Origin of the sequence: Pseudobacteriovorax antillogorgiicola, from assembly GCF_900177345.1 — a bacterium.
GTDB lineage: Bacteria > Bdellovibrionota_B > Oligoflexia > Oligoflexales > Oligoflexaceae > Pseudobacteriovorax > Pseudobacteriovorax antillogorgiicola.
This window is the reverse complement of record NZ_FWZT01000023.1, coordinates 1-19,820: the sequence shown is the minus strand read 5'-3', so window position 1 is coordinate 19,820 and position 19,820 is coordinate 1. Positions and strand designations below refer to the sequence as shown.

The 19,820-nt window shown below is 48.4% G+C and carries 18 protein-coding genes; 7 read left to right on the top strand and 11 right to left on the bottom strand.

What is annotated here, in order from left to right:
- Positions 1-42 precede the first annotated feature (42 nt).
- Genes B9N89_RS32330 through B9N89_RS24205 form a run of 3 tightly spaced genes read right to left on the bottom strand, consistent with a single transcriptional unit; the run spans position 43 to position 5,490 of the window.
- Positions 43-2,313 (bottom strand): NADP-dependent malic enzyme, encoded by a 2,271-nt coding sequence (locus tag B9N89_RS32330; protein WP_132323567.1) that lies wholly within the window; start codon positions 2,311-2,313, stop codon positions 43-45.
- A gap of 13 nt (positions 2,314-2,326) precedes the next feature.
- The gene (dacB, locus tag B9N89_RS24210; protein ID WP_132323565.1) at positions 2,327-3,754 is read right to left on the bottom strand and encodes a D-alanyl-D-alanine carboxypeptidase/D-alanyl-D-alanine endopeptidase; all 1,428 of its coding nucleotides are present in this window, start codon (positions 3,752-3,754) and stop codon (positions 2,327-2,329) included.
- Positions 3,755-3,783: 29 nt separating this feature from the next.
- Complete coding sequence (locus tag B9N89_RS24205) at positions 3,784-5,490, bottom strand: ABC-ATPase domain-containing protein (protein WP_132323563.1); 1,707 nt, start codon at positions 5,488-5,490, stop codon at positions 3,784-3,786.
- A 76-nt stretch (positions 5,491-5,566) separates the two neighbouring features.
- On the opposite strand from B9N89_RS24205, the gene B9N89_RS24200 reads away from it, so the two are divergent.
- Positions 5,567-5,998, top strand: a complete 432-nt coding sequence (locus tag B9N89_RS24200; RefSeq protein ID WP_132323561.1) for a VOC family protein — start codon at positions 5,567-5,569, stop codon at positions 5,996-5,998.
- Positions 5,995-6,501 (top strand): phosphatidylglycerophosphatase A family protein, encoded by a 507-nt coding sequence (locus tag B9N89_RS24195; RefSeq protein WP_132323559.1) that lies wholly within the window; start codon positions 5,995-5,997, stop codon positions 6,499-6,501. Before B9N89_RS24200 ends, B9N89_RS24195 begins: the two co-directional genes overlap by 4 nt.
- A gap of 12 nt (positions 6,502-6,513) precedes the next feature.
- Here B9N89_RS24195 and B9N89_RS24190 read toward each other — a convergent pair whose 3' ends face one another.
- Positions 6,514-7,167, bottom strand: coding sequence for a site-2 protease family protein (locus B9N89_RS24190; protein WP_132323557.1), 654 nt, complete (start codon positions 7,165-7,167; stop codon positions 6,514-6,516).
- 98 nt (positions 7,168-7,265) lie between these two features.
- On the opposite strand from B9N89_RS24190, the gene B9N89_RS24185 reads away from it, so the two are divergent.
- The 4 genes from B9N89_RS24185 (at position 7,266) to B9N89_RS24170 (ending at position 10,885) form a co-directional block, all read left to right on the top strand.
- The gene (locus B9N89_RS24185) at positions 7,266-8,309 is read left to right on the top strand and encodes an alpha/beta hydrolase (RefSeq protein WP_132323555.1); all 1,044 of its coding nucleotides are present in this window, start codon (positions 7,266-7,268) and stop codon (positions 8,307-8,309) included.
- Between the two features lie 206 nt (positions 8,310-8,515).
- Positions 8,516-9,448 (top strand): thioredoxin-disulfide reductase, encoded by a 933-nt coding sequence (gene trxB / locus B9N89_RS24180; protein WP_132323553.1) that lies wholly within the window; start codon positions 8,516-8,518, stop codon positions 9,446-9,448.
- Positions 9,449-9,457: 9 nt separating this feature from the next.
- Positions 9,458-10,576, top strand: coding sequence for an Mrp/NBP35 family ATP-binding protein (locus tag B9N89_RS24175; protein ID WP_132323551.1), 1,119 nt, complete (start codon positions 9,458-9,460; stop codon positions 10,574-10,576).
- Between the two features lie 3 nt (positions 10,577-10,579).
- Complete coding sequence (locus B9N89_RS24170) at positions 10,580-10,885, top strand: DUF971 domain-containing protein (RefSeq protein ID WP_132323549.1); 306 nt, start codon at positions 10,580-10,582, stop codon at positions 10,883-10,885.
- Positions 10,886-10,913: 28 nt separating this feature from the next.
- Here B9N89_RS24170 and B9N89_RS24165 read toward each other — a convergent pair whose 3' ends face one another.
- The 7 genes from B9N89_RS24165 to sucC form a co-directional block, all read right to left on the bottom strand.
- Positions 10,914-11,567, bottom strand: coding sequence for a hypothetical protein (locus B9N89_RS24165; protein ID WP_132323547.1), 654 nt, complete (start codon positions 11,565-11,567; stop codon positions 10,914-10,916).
- A gap of 32 nt (positions 11,568-11,599) precedes the next feature.
- On the bottom strand, positions 11,600-12,475 hold the full coding sequence (locus B9N89_RS24160) for a hypothetical protein (RefSeq protein ID WP_132323545.1): 876 nt from the start codon (positions 12,473-12,475) through the stop codon (positions 11,600-11,602).
- A gap of 12 nt (positions 12,476-12,487) precedes the next feature.
- The gene (locus tag B9N89_RS24155) at positions 12,488-14,323 is read right to left on the bottom strand and encodes a Hint domain-containing protein (RefSeq protein WP_132323543.1); all 1,836 of its coding nucleotides are present in this window, start codon (positions 14,321-14,323) and stop codon (positions 12,488-12,490) included.
- Between the two features lie 163 nt (positions 14,324-14,486).
- The gene (locus B9N89_RS24150; RefSeq protein ID WP_132323541.1) at positions 14,487-15,437 is read right to left on the bottom strand and encodes a UDP-N-acetylmuramate dehydrogenase; all 951 of its coding nucleotides are present in this window, start codon (positions 15,435-15,437) and stop codon (positions 14,487-14,489) included.
- Positions 15,438-15,440: 3 nt separating this feature from the next.
- Positions 15,441-16,001 carry a macro domain-containing protein gene (locus B9N89_RS24145; protein WP_132323539.1) on the bottom strand — a complete coding sequence of 187 codons (561 nt, stop codon included), beginning with the start codon at positions 15,999-16,001 and terminating at the stop codon, positions 15,441-15,443.
- Positions 16,001-16,876: a succinate--CoA ligase subunit alpha gene (gene sucD / locus B9N89_RS24140; protein ID WP_132323537.1), complete on the bottom strand. Its 876-nt coding sequence runs from the start codon at positions 16,874-16,876 to the stop codon at positions 16,001-16,003. Before sucD ends, B9N89_RS24145 begins: the two co-directional genes overlap by 1 nt.
- Positions 16,877-16,906: 30 nt before the next feature.
- Positions 16,907-18,067, bottom strand: a complete 1,161-nt coding sequence (sucC, locus tag B9N89_RS24135; protein ID WP_132323535.1) for an ADP-forming succinate--CoA ligase subunit beta — start codon at positions 18,065-18,067, stop codon at positions 16,907-16,909.
- 101 nt (positions 18,068-18,168) lie between these two features.
- Here sucC and B9N89_RS24130 point away from each other — a divergent pair, with 101 nt between their 5' ends.
- Positions 18,169-19,119 (top strand): UDP-glucuronic acid decarboxylase family protein, encoded by a 951-nt coding sequence (locus tag B9N89_RS24130; protein ID WP_200820783.1) that lies wholly within the window; start codon positions 18,169-18,171, stop codon positions 19,117-19,119.
- Positions 19,120-19,820 lie beyond the last annotated feature (701 nt).

Sequence of the window (19,820 nt, the reverse complement as noted above, 5' to 3'; positions counted from 1 at the left end):
GGTTTTGACAAGCCTGCAAGGCTTGCCCAATAGGGGATAGGATTAGTTTCTCGCCCATTGATTGGCGGTTAGATAGACCATGTTGATGATGTCTTCAACGCGAGCGCCACGTTCTAAGACATGAGCCGGCATAGGAGGTCCTCTTAGAATAGGCCCGAAGCTGCTAGCCTCTGTGAGATTAGCAAGTAACTTGTAGGAAATATTTGCCGACATCAGATCGGGGAAGATCAAGACATTGGCCTGGCCCTTCAAATTAGAAAATGGGAATTCTTTTTTCTGGAGGTCGACATTGATGGCGACGTCTGCTTGAATCTCACCATCGAAATCGAAGTCTGGATTCATGTTCTCTAAGAGACGAGCAGCCTCAGATATCTTTCGAGTGATCGGGTGACGATTAGATCCAAAGCTTGAGAACGATAGAAATGCAAGCTTGATGGGATCGTCCGTGTATTCTTTGGCAAATTCAGCGGTGTTATAAGCTATAGAGGCCATCTGCTCTGGGGTTGGGTCGACATTGATGGTGCAATCCGAGAAAAAGTATAGCTTTTTCCGATAGCTGATCATCTGAGTTCCCGCCAAAGTAGTGGAAGTGGTGGTTCCCAATACTTCGAGAATGGGCCGCACGCTTGCTGCATATGGCTCTACCAAACCATTTAGCATACCATCCACGAAACCGTTTTTGAGCAACATGGCACCGAAGTAATTGGTATTGCGAATGGCTTCCATAGCGATGGATTTCGAAATTCCTTTCCGTTGCCGAAGCTCAAACAGTTGATCAGCGAATTTCTCTGTACGATCGTCTTGAAGTGGGTTGATAATATTAACCTTCTCACCGAAAGCGTGGAATCCTAGTGATTCCGACTTTTCAATAATACTCTTGGGAGACCCTAAAAGCGTGACGTCTACATCGCCATCATAGACGATCTGTGCTGCTGCTTTGATCACACGGCTGTCATGGCCATGGGGAAGGAGTATATTGGGTTTCTTCTTTTGTCTCTGAGTGCCAGCCACGATGCCCTGGCGAAGCTTTCGAACGATCCGCCTTGTGGGGCCAAGAATTCTTTCGATGTGGTACTTATACTCGTCGATATTCACCTTTTTCCGCGCAACCCCGGAGTCCATAGCAGCTTGTGCCACGGCGGGAGCTACATACATCAAGACCCTCGGGTCAACCGGCTTCGGAATGAGGTAGTCCTTACCAAATTGGTAGCCGTCCGGATTGGAGTAAACCTTAAGAACCTCTTCGGGAACAGTTTTCTTAGCCAAGCTGGAGATGGCTTTCACAGCGGCGAGCTTCATTTCATCTGAGATGCCTGTGGCTTGGGTGTCGAGAGCGCCGCGGAAAATAAACGGGAAACCCAGGACGTTGTTCACTTGGTTAGGGAAATCGCTTCGTCCTGTGGCAATAATAGCATCAGGTCTCACCTCTCGGGCTAGATCCGGGTGAATTTCAGGGTCTGGATTGGCGAGGGCAAAAATAATCGGATGCTCGGCCATAGGTTTGATCATGTCCTGTGTGAGGACACCTGCGACAGAAACACCGACAAAGGCGTCGGCCCCAACAAGGGCTTCTTCCAAAGTTCTAAGATCTGTTTTTTGTGAGAATCGGCCCTTGTACGGATTGCCAGGGTCGCGTCCATCATGGATAACCCCGCGGCTATCGCACATGAGAAGATTTTCTGGTTTCACGCCGAGCTTGATAAAGAGGTCAGCGCAGGCAATGGCAGCAGCGCCACCACCCGAAAACACAACTTTTACATCAGCAATATCGCGATTGGTGATTTCTAAGGCGTTGATGAAGGCAGCACTTGCAATGATAGCTGTGCCATGCTGATCATCGTGGAACACTGGGATGTTCATCTGCTCTTTGAGCGTTTCTTCAATATAGAAGCACTCAGGGGCTTTGATATCTTCGAGATTGATACCACCAAATGTAGGCTCTAACGCTTTAACAGTAGAGATAAACTGATCGGGGTCCTCAGCAGCGACTTCAATGTCAAAGACATCGATATCGGCGAACTTTTTGAAAAGCATCGCCTTGCCTTCCATCACAGGTTTCGAGGCATGAGGGCCAATATTTCCAAGGCCTAAGACTGCAGTTCCGTTGGAAATCACTCCCACAAGGTTCGCACGGCCTGTGTACTTGAATGAGTTTTCAGGGTCTTTTTCAATCTCCCGACAAGGTCCTGCGACACCCGGAGAATAGGCAATGCTCAGATCTTCTTGGCTATCAAGTGGCTTACTGATACGGGTTTGGATTTTTCCCGCTGGTTCTCGCTGGTGATATTCCAGCGCTTTTTCTTCGTAATTCAATGGATTCCCCTCGTTAGAAACGATCGATGATGGCTTTTAGAGCTAGCTCCTGGCGGGCTCTAAAATCTAATACGCTCGGCTGCTGTTTTCGGGTGACACCGTTTTCAATGATCGCAAAAGCAATCATTCCGTGCTCTGGATGGCCGAGATAGCCAGCCAGGGACGATACCGTTATCGGTGATGTCAGGGTCCCTGTTTTAGCTCTCACTTGGCCATGAAGGGGTTTTAAGCGGTCTTGGTCGAATCGATCTTCCAGAGTTCCATCCCAGCCAGCAGCCGGCAGACTAGCAAGAAATTCGGGAAAAAGATCCATGCGCTGGTACATGTACTCAAGTAAGGCAACAACTTGCGAGGCGTTGACCCGGTTGCGCGTATCGAGCCCTGAGCCATTGTACAGCTGAAACCCCTTCGGTAACTTGACTTCCTGGGCGAGGAAATCTTTGAGTACGGCCATTCCATTGGTAAAGCTTCCTGGGCCAGCGCCTGAAAACTCGGCGCCCATGCGCTTGACCAACACATCAGCAATATAGTTGTTTGAGTATTTGTTCAAGCCCGATATCATACGGCTCAGTTCGTAGCTCTTGATCGTGTAAAGTTCTGTTGCAGCTTGCGGCAGCTTGCCAGCTGCTACTTGACCCTTCACCACGATGTTTTCTTTTGCCAAAAAGGAGCGGATTTGCTCTCCCCCTGTACGGAGCGGATCTGAAACGGAGCGATAGACTTTCCGCATGGGAGATTCCAGTGAAATACGCCCTTTAGAAGCAACAAGAACCATGTCTTTCTTCGAGGAGCGAGTCACTCGTACATAGGGTTTGCCGCGGCTGGTGGTAACCACTCGATTGCTGACCTCGATCCCATCGATGGGGTAGGGGTCGATTGACATAAAGGCAGGGCGTCCTTCTTGATAGCCGGGAGCTATGGCGACGGGAAACGTATTGAAGTTGATACCGAATGCGGAAACTGGCGCGTCATAAGCGTTATTGGACATGTAACGGCTGTCTTCCCGAGAGTCGTCTCGGGTATCCCCGTCAAATAAGCTGTTGTCGATGACAATACGCCCCGAGATTTCCTTGATGCCCATCATGCGGAAGTCGGCAGCCATCTGCCAAAGCTTTTCACTAATGAGAAGTGGATCGCCATCGCCCACAATATAGAGATCACCACTGATCACCCCTTGTTTCTTGGTGCCTGTGTAAAAAAACTTGGTTTCAAATTGATGGGCAGGAGAAAATTTTGCCAAAGCTGCCGCTGAAGTGAATAGCTTCGTTACTGAAGCAGGAGACAGCAGACGGTCAGGGTTTTTCTGATAGATCAGCTTTCCGTCCTTAAGACGCTTGAAGAGAACCGACTGCTGATGTGCGGTTCCTAGCTTGTAGAATGGTGATGCGCTTTGCGCTGAACTGGAGATCAAAACCAGTAGTAGAGTTATAATACGAAGCATAGTTAATCCTATTTAGTCGAAGAACGTTCTCAAGGTACAAGATCTACAGATAAACTGCGAAGCCGATTAAGGGCGCATGCTAAATCAAGGGGGCGAACTTGGGCCATATCACCATCAGGAAGATCGTGAATCCCTTCATACCCTTCCTGACCAAGTTTAGAAATGGCCTGAATAATAGAGTCTTTAAAACTGATGCTCCCTGGCGACGAACGATATAGGTAGGCCATAAGATAGGCTATGGTTCTTAACTGACTGCCATCTACAAGTTGCTCGACGTGGCTCAGGTCGATCGCTTCTGATCCATAAAAAATCTCATCGATCTCCCTGATTTTTACATGCTGCTCTCGATTTCTAAATCTTGGTGATAGTCCCTGCGCCCGAAGGCAACGAGTGCCTTGGATCTGAAATGCTTGTTTGGCGTCCTGATGCCGTTGGCTAGGGAATTTTTCGGCGATCGTCTTCGCCTCTTGAGTCATGTCCATGGCCTCGTAAGACTTTAAGCCAATAATATGATCGGCGACTTCAAAGTAATCTCCACTGCCGCCGACTACCATAATCGTTGAAATGCCCTTTGCCTTTAGCTCTTGGATGCGATCGATGAATGGTGTGATGGGCTCGTCTTTGTCGACAATGAGAGCCTGCATGCGGTGATCCCGGATCATGAAGTTAGTTGCCGAGGTGTCTTCATCAATTAATAAAGTTTGGCAGTCGAGTTCCAAGGCCTCCATAATATTAGCTGCTTGTGAGGTGCTCCCACTAGCATTGAGGGATGAAAATTGGCGGGTAGACTTTTTCTGGGGCAAATTGTTAATGAATGGCGATATCGCAACCGATTGTATGCTGCGACCGTCTTCTGACCTTACTTTAAATGCTGAAGGCTCAGTAACGACAAACTCCCGGCCATCCCCTGGAATATGAGCGTAGATACCTTTCTCTATGCCATGGAGTAGCGTGGACTTGCCGTGGTATCCACCGCCGACGATCAAGGTGACCCCTTGGGGTATTCCCATACCTTTGACGGAGCCACGATGAGGGCAACTTAAGGTGATCTCGAATGATGAAGGGGTTGCAAAGGGCACAAGGTCTTCTGATGCCAGGGGCCGATCGTCGATACCACTTGCTCGGGGCAGGCGTGAGTTGTTCGCCACGAAAGCTACAAGGTGATGCTCCGAAAGTTGCTTTCTTAAAGCAGCGTTATCTTCGTATGTATCGACGTGAAGCTTGAGTTCGCCTTCCTCTAGCTGGGGAAAGCAGATCTTTTCCACAAGCTGGGGCAGGATATTGATGAGCAAGTATGCAGCTTCTCGTCCTAGTATCTTTCGTCCGTCGGCAGGCAGACCCAGAGTGAAGCGGATCTCCAGGCCATGATCCTGGTGAACGAAACAGGAGGAGCGATCTAGGATCTGCTGCCCAGGAGTATCAATACCAATAAATCCCCCTTTGCCGGTGCCTATAGGCTTCGATGATTTTCTGGCGGCCTGGCTAAATTTTCTAGTGATGTAGTCGCGGAGGGCGATGGTGCGTGTCTGGTTATTGGCATAGCTTTGGGGAATCTGGTGGGTGCTAGGATCAAGAAAAATTCGCATCTTACTAGGAGCAGCAAAGGGGTCCCCTTGCACATGATCAACTATCAAGCGAAAGTTTGGGAACAGGGTCTCCCCCTTGATCTCCTTATAGAGTCGATAGTTTTTGTGATGAAGCCCGATCAGCATCTGCTCTAGTTTCTTGTGATCCATGAAAACCCCTTCGCAAAAAATTTTTCACGTCCCTATAATAGCGCGAGTCGGGGAAATAATGACATTGGATTGGCACATGAAGATACTTGGCATAAGCCATATTGGTATTGCAGCGAAAGATCCAGGGCGAGCAGCTTGGTTCTTTAAAGAGGTTTTGGATCTGCCTTGGCATGGAGATGAATTGGTCAAGGAACAGAAAACCAATACGATGATGTTCGGTTCGGCTAATGGAGCCGCTACTAGCGACAGTCGCCTTGAGATTTTGGAGAACGAGGAGGGCCAAGACGGGCCGATCAAGAAATACCTCGAAATCCGAGGGGGAGGTATCCATCACCTAGCCTTGCAAGTCGACGATATTGAGCTTGCGATTGCAAAAATGAAGGAGCACCAGATCCAGATGATCGATGAAGTTCCACGAGGCGGTGCCCATAAAACCCGCATTGCCTTCGTTCATCCAAGGGCAACGGGGGGCATCTTGCTGGAGCTGGTACAGGAGACTCATGGATGAGCAAAAAGCCCATGAATACCTTTACGTTTTTGGCAACGTGTTACCCCTTAGGTCAGATGCCAAAAGCACCAGGAACGTGGGGATCTCTGCCGGGTTTGGCTTTGGGCAGTGGCATTTACTATCTGGCTCGCCATAGCATAGGAAATATTCCATTTTGGTTTGTGGTTACCAGCCTGCTGTTTGTTTTTTCGATTTTTTCCTACTGGGTCATTAAAAAAACAGAAACCCTCTGGGATGCTCATGACGACAAGAGCATAGTTATTGATGAGGTGGCAGGTCAGGCGATTCCGATCGCATTCTTCGCACCATCGTGGGAACTATGGCTGGTGGGATTTGCTCTGTTTCGACTCTTCGATATCACGAAGCCCTTGTTTATCGGCTGGGTTGATCGTGGAGTTTATGGTCCTTTCGGTACCTTACTAGATGACTTGCTAGCAGGGATTGTTGTGCTAGGTATTTTGATTCTCGATTTTCTTACGGTGAATTGGATTGTAGGGGCTTAGAGCCCCCTGGTATTAGGCGAATAATGGATTTAAGAGCATGTATGAAATGCCAATCCAGAACTGAGCGCCAACTGCGAGAATGCGGAATGCGCCTACTAACATCAGGCCGATAATGATAAAAAAGCCGTAGGGAATCACAATGGATTCGTATTTCTGCCTCATATCATACGGCAAGAGTGTCGAAAGCAAGACTCCTCCGGCCAGTGGGTAGATTGGTAGGAGATGAAATAGTGCCAAAAACGCCGAAAGAAAGACCATATTTTCAAAGAGCCGGCTAAAGGCGATCAATGGGCTTCCTTCGGCAACATTGCCAATTGCTAACTGTCCGCCAAGGGCGAGGGTTGACAAGAGCAGCATGGCGATCGGTCCTGATGCAGCGATTTTTACTGGACTCCATTTAGGGTCTACTAGGTTGCGGGTGTTCACAGGGATTGGTTTAGCCCAGCCAAAAATGAAGCCACCAAGCATTGAGCCAATAAGAGGGAATAGAATGGTCCCAACTGGGTCTAGATGAGGGATTGGGTTCAGGGTGAGGCGCCCTTCTCGTTCCGCAGTATCGTCACCCTGTTTTTTTGCCATGTACGCCTGAGCCACTTCACTCACGATCAGTGCTATGATCAGGGCAAGCATCTGGTTGAGAACCCGGGTGGCGAATGAAAAATCCATGAAAAAGTCCTTCTTGTTCTAAAATCGATAACCAGTCTAATATAGCTGCTTCAAAGCATTGTCACAACGCTGCTTGCAGGAGCGATAGGAGTCATCTGATGAAAACGATCATACCAGCCCCGGAGAACCAGCCGTGGATCGAGAAGCTTCATATAGAAAGCTCTCTTTTGAAGCACAATCGCGCCGGTGAAGACCACATCAGGCCCCTGACCATCTATATGCCTCAGGCGGCTCATGACAAAAGCCGGCGCTTTCCAGTTCTCTATTGCTTAGCTCCCTGGACCAACGCGGGGCGAAGCCAGTTTGATTGGCAACCCTTCAAAGAGTCACTTTTTGATCGACTCACCCGATTGATTGACCAAGGGCAAATTCCCCCGTGCATCGTTGTGAGTCCCGATCTTTATACGAGCTTTGGAGGGAGTCAATACATCAATTCGGACTTTTTAGGACCACATGGTGACCACCTTGTTCACGAGCTGATTCCCTTCGTGGAAGAAAACTTCCCCGTGCAGCCTGGTGCTGCTTATCGTGGTGTGTTCGGCAGATCGTCAGGAGGGTTTGGAGCTTTGCGTTTAGCCATGGCCTATCCTGGAACCTTTGCATCGGTGGCTTGCCATAGTGGAGATATGGGCTTTGACGCTGTATATCGCCGTGATCTGATTGATCTATGCAATGGCCTCAAGCGCTACAACGGTGATATTCAGGCTTACATTGACGAATGCCGCCAGGCGGTGAAGGTGTCTGGTCGAGATGTGCATCTTCTGATGCTGCTCGGAATGTCTGCCACCTACAGCCCAGATCTTCACAATCCCGACGGCTTCCAAATTCCAATCGATCTTCGAACTGGGGTTGTGGATGAGCAGGTCTGGCAGCAATGGCTCGGGCATGATCCTGTTCATCTGATCGAAAAGAGCGATCATCAGGATGCTTTACGGCAACTAGCCTGCCTTTATATTGAATGTGGCAATAGAGACCAGTACAATTTGCACTACGGGGCTCGGCAGTTTACAGACAAACTTTCACAAAACGGCATCAGCCATCATTACTTTGAGTTTGATGACAACCATTCCGGAACGTCCTACCGCTACGATGTAAGTCTGCCGTTGATGCTGAGCGCGATGGAGCAAGGCAAACCCTTGTGATATGGGCCTTCTGCTGCCTGCGTCCGCAGCTCCGATCATGACATCTCGAAGCTTTGCTGGTAAGGTGGCTGGTCGGAGGCAAGAACAATCATCAAACTTGGAACGCCTCCCAATAAATTACAAAAATTCTTATAGTTTACCCTATAAAATACCCCATGCTCAGCCCTGTTCAAAAGGGTGGGTCAGAGAGCCATAAGGAGTTAGAAATGAGTCAAGAGATACATGATGTTGTCATCGTTGGGACAGGGCCTGCTGGATTGACAGCGGCGATTTATGCAGCACGGGCTAATCTAAAGCCTGTTATCTATGCCGGAATTCAACACGGCGGCCAGTTGACCATCACCACTGATGTGGAGAATTTCCCAGGTTTCGAAAATGGAATCATGGGCCCCAAGCTCATGCAAGATATGACAGCTCAAGCAGAGCGTTTTGGCACTAAAATCATCTACGACTCCATCACTAGAGTGGAGCTTGACGGACCAGTGAAGAAGCTCTGGGCTGGTGATGATGAGATTCATGCAAAGTCGGTTATTATCTGTACGGGAGCCACAGCGCGAACTCTTGGTCTCGAAGGTGAAGCGCAACTCATGGGTCGCGGTCTTTCTACCTGTGCTACCTGTGATGGCTTTTTCTATCGGAATAAGAAAGTAGCTGTTGTTGGTGGTGGTGACTCCGCAATGGAAGAAGCGACCTACCTGGCGAAGCTTTGCTCTGAAGTGATTTTGATTCATCGACGTGATGTGTTCCGAGCATCGCCGATCATGTTAAAGAAGGCTCAAAACGATCCTAAGATCACTTTCAAAGTGCCTTATGAAACCCTGGAAACTCTATCCGATGATAGTGGCCTTACCGGCGTTCGTATCAAGCATGCGGAAACTGGCGAAACCGAAGACATCGAGCTTGATGGGCTTTTCTATGCGATCGGCCACAATCCAAACTCGGAGCTTTTCAGTGATTACGTGGATGTTGATGATCACGGCTACATTGTGGTGAAGGATTTTACGAAAACTAAGACTCCCGGAGTTTTTGCAGCTGGTGACATCGCTGATCCGAACTTCAAGCAGGCGATCACCGCCGCTGGAATGGGCTGCCAGGCTGCAATCCAAGCCCAGCACTATGTGGAAGCGCTTGATGCGTAAGGAGATTTGATGGGTATATTCGATCGTTTTAAAGGCGGTATTTCGGAAGATGCGGTGCGCGAGGCCTTGAAGGCCGTGCAAGATCCTGACTTACATCGCGATATCGTCAGTCTCGGCTTTGTCAAAAAGGTCGATATCAAAGGCAAAAAGGTTCATGTGGTTGTGGAGTTGACCACTCCCGCCTGTCCGGTCAAAGAGCAGCTTCAGGCCCAGTGTCGCGAAGTTGTGGAAGCTCTTGAGGGAGTCGACGAAGCTCATATTGAGATGACTGCACAAACACCAAAGCGCCGTGACACCATTCCCGATTTAGTGAAAGAGGCTCTCGGTGGTGTTAAAAGCATTATCGCTGTTGCTAGTGGTAAAGGTGGTGTCGGCAAGTCCACCAGTACCGTGAACTTAGCTTATGGTTTGGCCCAGGCTGGCTCCAAAGTTGGCATTCTCGATGCTGATATCTATGGACCATCCATGATGCAAATGACGAAGGTGGGCAAGCCCGAAGAAACGCGAGGCCAGTTGATTGTACCGCCTCAGTTCGGAGGCGTGAAGATCATTTCGGTAGGGATGTTTACCGAAGCGAAGCAGGCTCAAATGTTACGCGGTCCCATGGTAGCTCAAATCATTCGTCAGTTTCTCACGCAGATTGATTGGGGAGAGCTGGACTACTTGTTGATAGATTATCCCCCTGGAACTGGCGATATCCAGCTGACCCTTTCCCAAATAGCTCCGATTACGGGAGCGGTGGTAGTAACAACTCCTCAAGAAGTTGCTTTAATCGACGTCCGAAAAGCGATTTCCATGTTCGACACTCTCAAGGTGCCTGTTTTGGGAGTTGTGGAAACCATGAGTTACTTTATCTGTGATGGCTGTGAAAAAAAGCACTACATCTTTAGAGAAGGTGGTGGTCGACGCGTAGCTAAGGAACATGGCCTGCCCATGATAGGTGAAATCCCTATTGAACCTAAGGTTGCTGCGGATTCTGATGATGGTAAGCCCCTTGTGATTTCGTCACCAGACTCTATCGCTGCCAAAGCCTATTTAGATGCGGCGGGTCAGGTCGCAGCTCAGCAGTCGATCGTGTCTTCCCAATCTGAAGGTGCGTTAAGTCACTTCAAGCTGGAGTGGGAGTAGCCGATGCAAAACTATATACAAGTGAAAAAAATCTGGCAGGAAAACGATCGGCAGCTCGGCATCATTTGGACAGATGATCGGAAGGACATCTTTGATGTCGTGGTTTTAAGGCGTAAGTGCCCGTGTGCACTATGTATCGATGAATGGACTCATGAGCCCAAGTTGAAACCGGAAGATGTTCCAGAGACTCTGAGGCCTCTCATGATCCAATCTGTGGGTCGCTACGCGTTGAATATCCAATTCGACGATGGCCACACAACAGGAATCTACACCTTTACTTACCTTCGCGAATTGGCGGATGGAGCCTAGAGCGCTATTGTCGTTTGGGATTCAGACTTTATTTTTTCGTGAAAAACGTTTCATGGTGGGAGCTAACAAGAAACTTATCCTTTTCTGGCCGTAGCCAGTGAATGGAATAGGCGACTTGGGCTCCCGCAGTATTGCTCTCGCCAAAGGCTTGGCAGGATGCTGCTTGGAGTGTGAGCAGATCTTTAAACACCAGACTTATCTCTACCAAACCATATTCCGCGCGCCCCAGGACGCTTTGCCCCGTAAGTTGACTTGGGTCTAGCTCAAGGCAGAAATAGCTATGATTCTGAGATGCATTTCCAACTTGAGAATTGCCTATGAATTTTGGTCTTGAGCAACGGGTTTGAATAGCTTTGAGCCCACTGTGGGAGGCTAGGGTCTTTTCTAGTCGTTTGTTGCCTTCTGCATCCTTGCCCGTCTTCAAAACGCTTGTTTGATGGCGCAAGTTTATCTGAGAGTTTTGAACCTCTATTGCAAGGGATAGATCGGAATTCGCGATGCAGCGACTGCCGTCTAGGGATTGCAGTAGGGTGCGAATTTCAGTGTTCAAAGCACTATCTAGATTTTTGTAGCTTTGGCTCTGGCTAATACTGTCTTTGGCTTTGTTCTGCTGCACCTGAGATCGGGTCAACATTACGATGATGACGCCAAGTAGCGCCATGGCTACCATCAAGGCAGTCATAGAGAAACCATCAGACCTTGAAAGACTCGGGATCATCGAGAGAACCTTTGCTCAGCCACACAAGAATTGGACTGCTTCGGTATGAAAAAGGTGATTTGCTTTTGAAGGACCATAGGTTTCATCGAACCGATGCTTTGAGTTAAAAACTTGGCCTTATGGAACGGGCGCCTATAGTCTCCGCTGGGATCGAGCTTGCGAAAGGCCTTTTCCATTCTGCGAAAGTGGCTTTCAAGCCTATTGCCCATGTCAAATATAGAAAGTTGACCGTCGAAGGCAGTGAGAAATTGAAAAAAGAAGACCTTGCCAGAACGAGGATAGGCTTTCTTCGCAAGGATTGCTTTCTTTTGCAAGGCATCGATTTTGTTAACATTAACGATTTTCTGTTTCAAGCACGGCTGTTTATCATCTCGCTTGCTGCATATAAAAACACCCATGTATTGAGCCTCATTCTTGATCGCTGGGATCGTGATCGATCGGTTGAATCCTGTGCCTAGAGTTTTGCTAAGATCCAATGGTTCCTGATAAAGGATACTGTTGTCGGCTAAACTTTCAACAGTTAGAAAAAGCTTTTGGCCACGAACCAGCTTGAGGTCATTGCTTATGATATCGAAGTCACCAGTCCGGCACTGATTATTCATCGACTGCAAACGCACATCGAAGTGCCACTTGCCAGATTTTGTTTTTGCCACTGGGCTTAAGCCGATGGCATGCTGAAGCCGAAGCTTTTTACCAGCGAGCGAAGATTTCTTAAGTTCCTCTTGCACCTGCTGATTCTTTGGCATCACCACCGTTTCGGATTTTGGCTTGGAGCGTAAGGTTGGTGCTTCATCGAAGTCAGGTGTTCTTGTTGCAAACCAAAAGACGACCCCAGCTAAGCCAATTACAATGATCAGATGTTTGCTTTTCATGATACCTATCTCCTACTCGGCCAACCATTGAGACAGCGATTCATAGGGTGCTTGATCCCAGTTTTGGTTCTGGAGGAATAAGTCACCACTAGGAACACCGTCAGCAAGGATCACGTGATGGCTTGCTTCGAAAGCTCCTTCCAGTTCAAGGTTCCAAACGGTCTGACCACGACTCGGTGAGTCAATTACAGCGATATCTTTGATTTCTATCAGCGCTAGGGAATCGTCTCCCAGTAGCATATCCCCAGCCTTCAGGAATTCAGCTTTGACAATTCCACGAGTACTGACAAAGGGATGAGTGCGAGTCACGCTAACTGTTCCCTGTGCCGTTTGAATCACATAAATTTTATCATGTTCAGGACCCTTTGTAACTCGGCTGATCTTCTGCGCTTGGTTCAGCCGCGGATTCCAGGCGAGGTCTCCTGGACGAATGGTTTGTATGGCTCGATCGGATCCGTCAGCCATGCGGATCATTGTATTCTCCACAAAGCATCCTTCCGCTCCTCTTTTATCAACTGATTCCGTCAACATTTTACAGTTGTCGTTGGGGTCAAAACCCCAGTAGTAGCCACTGCGATAGCAAACAAATATATCTGGGGCTTTACCTTGATAGTAGTCTTTGTGATAGTAGCTGCCGCCATAGGCGGGTGGGTAGATTCCGTCTCCTAGAACGTTACACTTGTGGGAACACTTCTTGAGAATTTCAAGATAAGTTAGCGGCCCAGAACCACCCGAGCTTGATTTAGCTGTGAGAGTGAAATCTTGAGAGACTTCAATCATGGATCCGTCAACCTGCTGAACAAGGCCAATGACTCTATGGATACCAGAGCTTAGTGATTCAGATTTTTGAATTACAGGCTGTTTGGTCCTCGCTACCTTATTGTTGGTGAACGTAGACTTAGTCGCAATCGGTGCTGTGGTCACTTTACTTTTGCCTTTTGCTTTATCTTTCCTCTTACCTTTTCCCTTAAATTTCTTTCTTTTTTTGTCATCGTCATCGTCTCTCGATCGCTTTTCTTTTTTTGTGCTCTTACCCTCGCTGTCCCGTTGTTCTTGCTCTCCTATAAGCGTAGGTGCTTCCTGAACAGCACCGATTGCATCGGGTTGCTCCGCAAATAGGAAGGCCTTCGTGACTATGTTGTTGCAAGACATTTCGATCTTAACGTCTCCAGCAGAACCCTCGTCTCCATGTTTCAGGATTTTGCCTTCACCATCGACAACTTGTAATTCGCAGTCGCTCATTGGCGGAGGGTCGATTGGAACGAGTGCGTTGGTTGTCCACAGGCGCTTCTTATTCGTGTCTCGCTCGGTAATAGGGACCTCGACTTTTACATAGGCTCCTGTGATTAATAGTGGGTTGCTAGCATCAGTGCCGCAGTTGAACCCTAGTATCTCTACCTTGGCTTCCACCTCCTTGGCTTTGTCAAGGACGCTGGTGTCGCCACCGTGGATCTTAGAGAAATCATTGCTATCTAAGCTGGCGATACTAGGGAGCTTCACTTTTAGAGTTTGCCCAGAACCGTCTGAAACCGACTTGATAGAGTTAGTTTGAGGCACCAATTTGCGAGGAGCGTTACAATTGAAGTCACCGGGTATGTATGGCTCCGGTAGGAGTGCCTGGGGGTCTTGGCTCGACAGCTCGCGGCTTAGAGCAGCAGAGATCACAGTCAGGGCTGATAGAGCCTGGACTTCGGTCTCATGATTCGCAGTTTCAAGTTGCGCCTTTTTCATGAGCTGATCAACTTGACCCTTTTTCTGAAACTGATGAGCTGTAGCCGCGAGGCCGCCCATAAGAACCAGCAATAGGGATATCTTCCCCGATTGAGGTGATCCGAAATACTTTTTCATGTCACGTCCCTTATATATCCTGAATACTAGATCGGACTTAGTGACTTGGGCCTAAAAAAATCTTGATATATGTAGTGATATCAGATGATTACCTGGATGTTTTGGCTCACGAAAATTTGTTGCTTTCGTGACTTTTGGTAAGTCTTGGCAAAGTGGGGGGTGTCTAGGGTTTTTTGCGCCCTGAAAACTCCAGTCTGAGGGGCTCTAGTGCTGCTTCATTGAATTGCTGAGGACGGGTTTCTCGAACCTTTGCCGCGTAGCGATCTGGTAACCGCCCGAGGATCTCCATTTCATAGGAAAGCCAAACGCCGTAAGTTTTATAGACAAGCTCTCTCATGGCGAGGGTCATATCTAGGATATCACTGCTTGTTGCACCCTTGTTAAAAACAAAATTCGCATGCTTTGGGTTCAAGGCAACCTTATCTTGGTTGAGGTCGTGGGCACCTGCTCGATCGAGAAGCATTCCACTGGGGACGCCAACAGCATAATCGTTCTTAAAGACGCAGCCGCAGGATGGGAACGTGAATTGGCCCTTCTGAATGCGGTCTGTTTCACAGTGATCCATGATGGCCTTGATGTCAGTTGCTTGTCCAGGCTCAAGTGCCAGGTGAACCGCTGCAATGATATCGCCGTTATCCATAAAAATGGTATCTTTATAGCCCCGGAACAAGTTTCCTTGGTTGTCGTACGTTTTGACAACACCATCTTGAGAGACAGCGATCACAGTGCTAGCAATTTCACTAATTTCACCACCATAGCAACGAGCGTTCATCCTTACCGTCCCGCCGATTTGCCCGGGAAGGCGATTCATCCAGGCAGCCCCGGCAAGAGAGTGGCTAAGAGCTGTTTGGGCAATCATAGTGTTTTCGACGCCCGCTTCAGCATATATGCTGTTCCTAGTGACTTTGATAGACTTCAGTTTTGTGAAAGCAATCACATCCCCAGGAAAGTGATCATCTAAGACCAGGGAGTTCGTACCGCCGCCAATAACAAAATAGGGAGTCTTGCTTTGATGCAACTGGCTAACAATTTCTGCAAGCTGATCGATGGATTCTGGCTGGTGGAGAGTGTTGCAAGTTCCGCCGGTCTTGTAGTAGGCGATGTCTTTTAGCATGACTTAGGCTTCTTCTTCTGAGAACTCTTGAAACATCTGATCTTGGTAGCAGTTATGATCGTCGCGGGAAAAGAGCACCATGGTGATTCGCTTGATGGTGGTCTTGTCTGAGAACTCATCAATGAACGAGCGCATGGCTTGAAAGGTTAATTCAGCAGCCTGCTGCACTGGAAAGCTATAAATGCCTGTGCTGATCGATGGAAAGGCTAGGTGACGAAACCCAAGTTCATGGCCAAGCTTGAGGCTGTTGTAATAACAAGACTCAAGTAGCTTCGGCTCGTTCTCTTGTCCCCCTCGCCAAACAGGGCCCACAGTGTGGATTACGGCCTTGGCAGGCAGGTTTCCAGCACTTGTCTTGACTGCTGAACCTGTTGCGCAGGAACCAATTTGTCGACACTCCTCCAAGATGATGGGCCCGCCGGCTTGGTGGATGGCGCCATCGACGCCTCCACCGCCAGCCAAGGCTTCATTGGCAGCATTGACCATTCCATCGCAGACAAACTCAGTGATGTCGCCGTGGAAGAGGTCAATAGCTATGCCTTTATAATGGCGAACACCTAGCATTACTTCTTCATCGCTTTTAGTAAGCAGTCACCGATTTCTGCAGTCGTATCAGCAACAACGCAGCCAGCTTCTTTAAGCGCTGCGATCTTCTCTTCAGCAGTTCCATGACCACCGGAAACGATTGCACCTGCGTGACCCATACGCTTGCCTTTGGGAGCTGTTTGTCCTGCGATAAAGGCAGCAACAGGTTTGCTGACATTTTCTTTGATGAACTGAGCGGCCTTAATCTCTGCATCGCCACCAATTTCACCGATAAGAACGATGCCCTCAGTTTCAGGATCTTCTTCAAACTGAGCAAGGACGTCGATGAAGTTCGTGCCGATGATGGGGTCACCACCGATACCAACACAGGTTGATTGACCCACGCCAGCTTTTGTGGTTTGACCAACAGCTTCGTAAGTGAGTGTACCAGATTTTGATACGATTCCGGCCTTTCCTGGCTGATGGATATGGCCAGGCATGATACCAATTTTACACTGACCAGGAGTGATTACACCGGGGCAGTTAGGGCCAACTAATCGTGATGACGATCGGGCTAGAGCCTTCTGCACGGGGACCATATCCAAAACAGGGATTCCCTCAGTGATACAAATGATAAGCTCAATCTCTGCATCGATTGCTTCTAAGATCGCATCGGCTGCAAAGGGAGGAGGAACGAAGATCATACTTGCGTTGGCATTTGTTGCTTCTTTAGCGTCGGCAACGGTATTGAAGATCGGCAGATCACAAGTTGCTTTTTGACCAGCCTTGCCAGGAGTCACACCACCCACAAAGCAAGGTGCATACTCATGAGAAAGGCGCGTGTGAAACTCACCAGACTTTCCCGTGATCCCTTGGGTGATGACTTTTGTGTCTCGGTTGATAAGAATAGCCACTAATTTATCTCCTCGATAGAATTTCTTCGGTTACTTGGACAGTTCCACAATTTTCTTGGCGCCATCTGCCATGTCGTCCGCAGCTTCTAGGTTTAGGCCAGATTCGTTGAGAATCTTTTTACCTTCTTCCACATTGGTTCCCGCAAGGCGAACCACCAATGGTACTTTAAGGCCAAGTTCCTTTGCAGCAGCGACAACACCATTGGCAATCACATCACATCTCATGATGCCGCCGAAGATATTGACGAAGATTCCCTTCACATTCGAGTCGGAGAGAAGAATCTTAAAGGCGTTGGTAACAGTTTCTTGGCTTGCGCCACCACCAACGTCGAGGAAGTTAGCGGGGGTGCCGCCGTAGTGCTTGATGATGTCCATGGTTGCCATGGCAAGGCCAGCACCGTTTACTAGACAGCCGATGTTGCCATCGAGTCCGATATAGCTTAAGCCGTATTTAGAGGCTTCGATTTCCCGCTCGTCCTCTTCGAGGAAGTCGCGCATTTCATCAACTTCTTTTTGGCGATAAAGAGCGTTGTCGTCGAAGTTCATCTTGCCGTCAAGAGCGAACATCTCTCCATCTTGAGTAACCACAAGTGGGTTGATTTCAAGCATCGAGTAATCGTACTTGAGAAACATCTTATATAAGTTTTTAACAATGCCGCCCAAAAGCTTTTGCTCATTCTTGGGTAAGCCAAGGCCAAAGCATAGGGTTCGGATGTGGTGACCTTGAAGGCCAACTGTGGGATCGACATTGACAACGACGATCTTTTCAGGAGTTTTTTCAGCAACCTCTTCGATGTCCATGCCACCTTCAGTGGAGAACATGATGCTGATACCAGCAGTCTCGCGATCGAGAAGAAGAGCGAGGTAGTATTCTTTTTCGATCTTGCTACCAGCTTCGATATAAACCTTGCGGACAAGCTTGCCTTCGGGACCAGTTTGGTGAGTGACAAGTGTCATGCCGATCATTTCTTCAGTGAGTGCTTTGCACTCCTCTGGGGTTTTCGCTAGTTTAACGCCCCCTGCTTTTCCCCTTCCCCCGGCATGGACCTGGGCTTTAACAACAGCGACCTCTGTGCCTAGTCGCCGCATTGCAAACTCAGCTTCAATGCCATTTTGAGCTAGATATCCATCAGGCACCGGAACACCATTTTCGCGGAATAGATGCTTTGCTTGATATTCGTGGATATTCATTCCGTATTCATCCTCCGAAGGGTTGTCTTAATTTCTTTGCACGCGCGCCTAGGCTATCATACTATGGGCTACGGTGACATCACTTATCTAAGAGGATATGCATGCAAGCAATTGGTCAAAAACGTGTCTTAATAACCGGTGGAGCGGGTTTTCTTGGAAGCCATCTCTGCGATCGTTACATCGAAGATGGCTGGGATGTCATCTGCATGGATAACTTTCACACCGGCTCTAAAAATAACATCCAGCATCTGCGTGATCATCCTCGTTTCGAATTAGTGCGTCATGATATCACCGAGCCCTTCATGGCTGAAGTGGACTTGATTTTGAACTTTGCTTGCCCTGCGAGCCCTGTGCATTATCAATCCAATCCGATCAAGACTTTGAAAACGTCTCTATTAGGCACCATGAACATGTTGGGTCTCGCCAAGAGGGTGGGAGCGCGTATCACTCATGCCAGCACCTCTGAAGTTTATGGTGATCCCCAAGTTCACCCTCAGCCAGAAAGCTACTGGGGTAACGTAAATCCTATCGGGCCCCGCAGCTGTTACGACGAAGGCAAGCGCGCCGCGGAAACCCTTTGCTTCGATTATCATCGCGTCCACGATGTGGAAAGCCGAGTGGTTCGAATATTTAACACCTACGGCCCACGGATGGCGGTGAATGATGGGCGGGTGGTGAGCAACTTTATCGTTCAAGCGCTCCGAGGTGATGATATCACTATTTATGGCGATGGCAGTCAGACTAGGTCTTTTTGCTTTGCTAGTGATCTGATTGACGGCATTATCGCGCTAACCCACCAAAGCGACACCCAAGGGCCAATCAATATCGGCAATGATGGTGAGTTCACAGTTAAGGAACTTGCAGAGAAGGTTGTGAGCATCACTAGGAGCTCCTCGAAAATAGTTTATAAGCCTTTACCAGAAGACGATCCGAAAGTACGTCGTCCTAACTTGGAACAAGCTAGAAAATTTCTTGGTTACGAGCCAAAAGTTCGTCTAGAAGAAGGTTTGATAAAGACTGTCGATTACTTCAAGTCCGAATTGGCCCTGTAGGGGCCACTTATCAAGGCATATAGATTTCTACACCGCTGCTTAACAAGTCTTAATTTCTTAACCAAATCTTGAACTTAATTGCCTTGAAATGTAGCGGACTTGGGATTAATCTCTCAATCATAACAAACACAAGAAAAAGTTGCGGGGCGCCCACCCTTGGAAGGGTGGACGAGCCAAACGAGCGATTTGGCCGGCGGGGGATTTTTATCCCGAAAGGAAAAAGGGCACGTGTGCCTTTTAGGATGGCTGGTGCGTGGAAATGAGGATTGAGCTTTCCCGCGACCGCAAAAGGCACGACCGGCGATCAAGGAGTTTTGCTGTCCCGATCAGTCAGTACACTGTAGTGGCATAAGTGGCAAACTGCCAATATTATCATGCTTTCTCATTTATTGTAATTATATCAAGAGCTTATGATTTGGTGAAATCATCAAAGTTTTTAAGATGTGATGCTGAGAAATAAAAGATCAGTAAAAACAAAAGTTTATGACACTTGGCAACCGGCTCTTGAATTCGCTTGTGACTGCATGAGCTGCATTTTGATCGAGTGATGGTGACCAATAAATTGGTAGGCTCTTGAGTAGTTTCCATGCGAGGGTTTGGCTCGACATTGACGGCCTCCCGCCACTAAATCGCTTGCGCGTTTCTAGTGGGGGATTCCTGTAGCACTTCAGCCACAGCGATTCCCGCCCGAATCGGGAGCT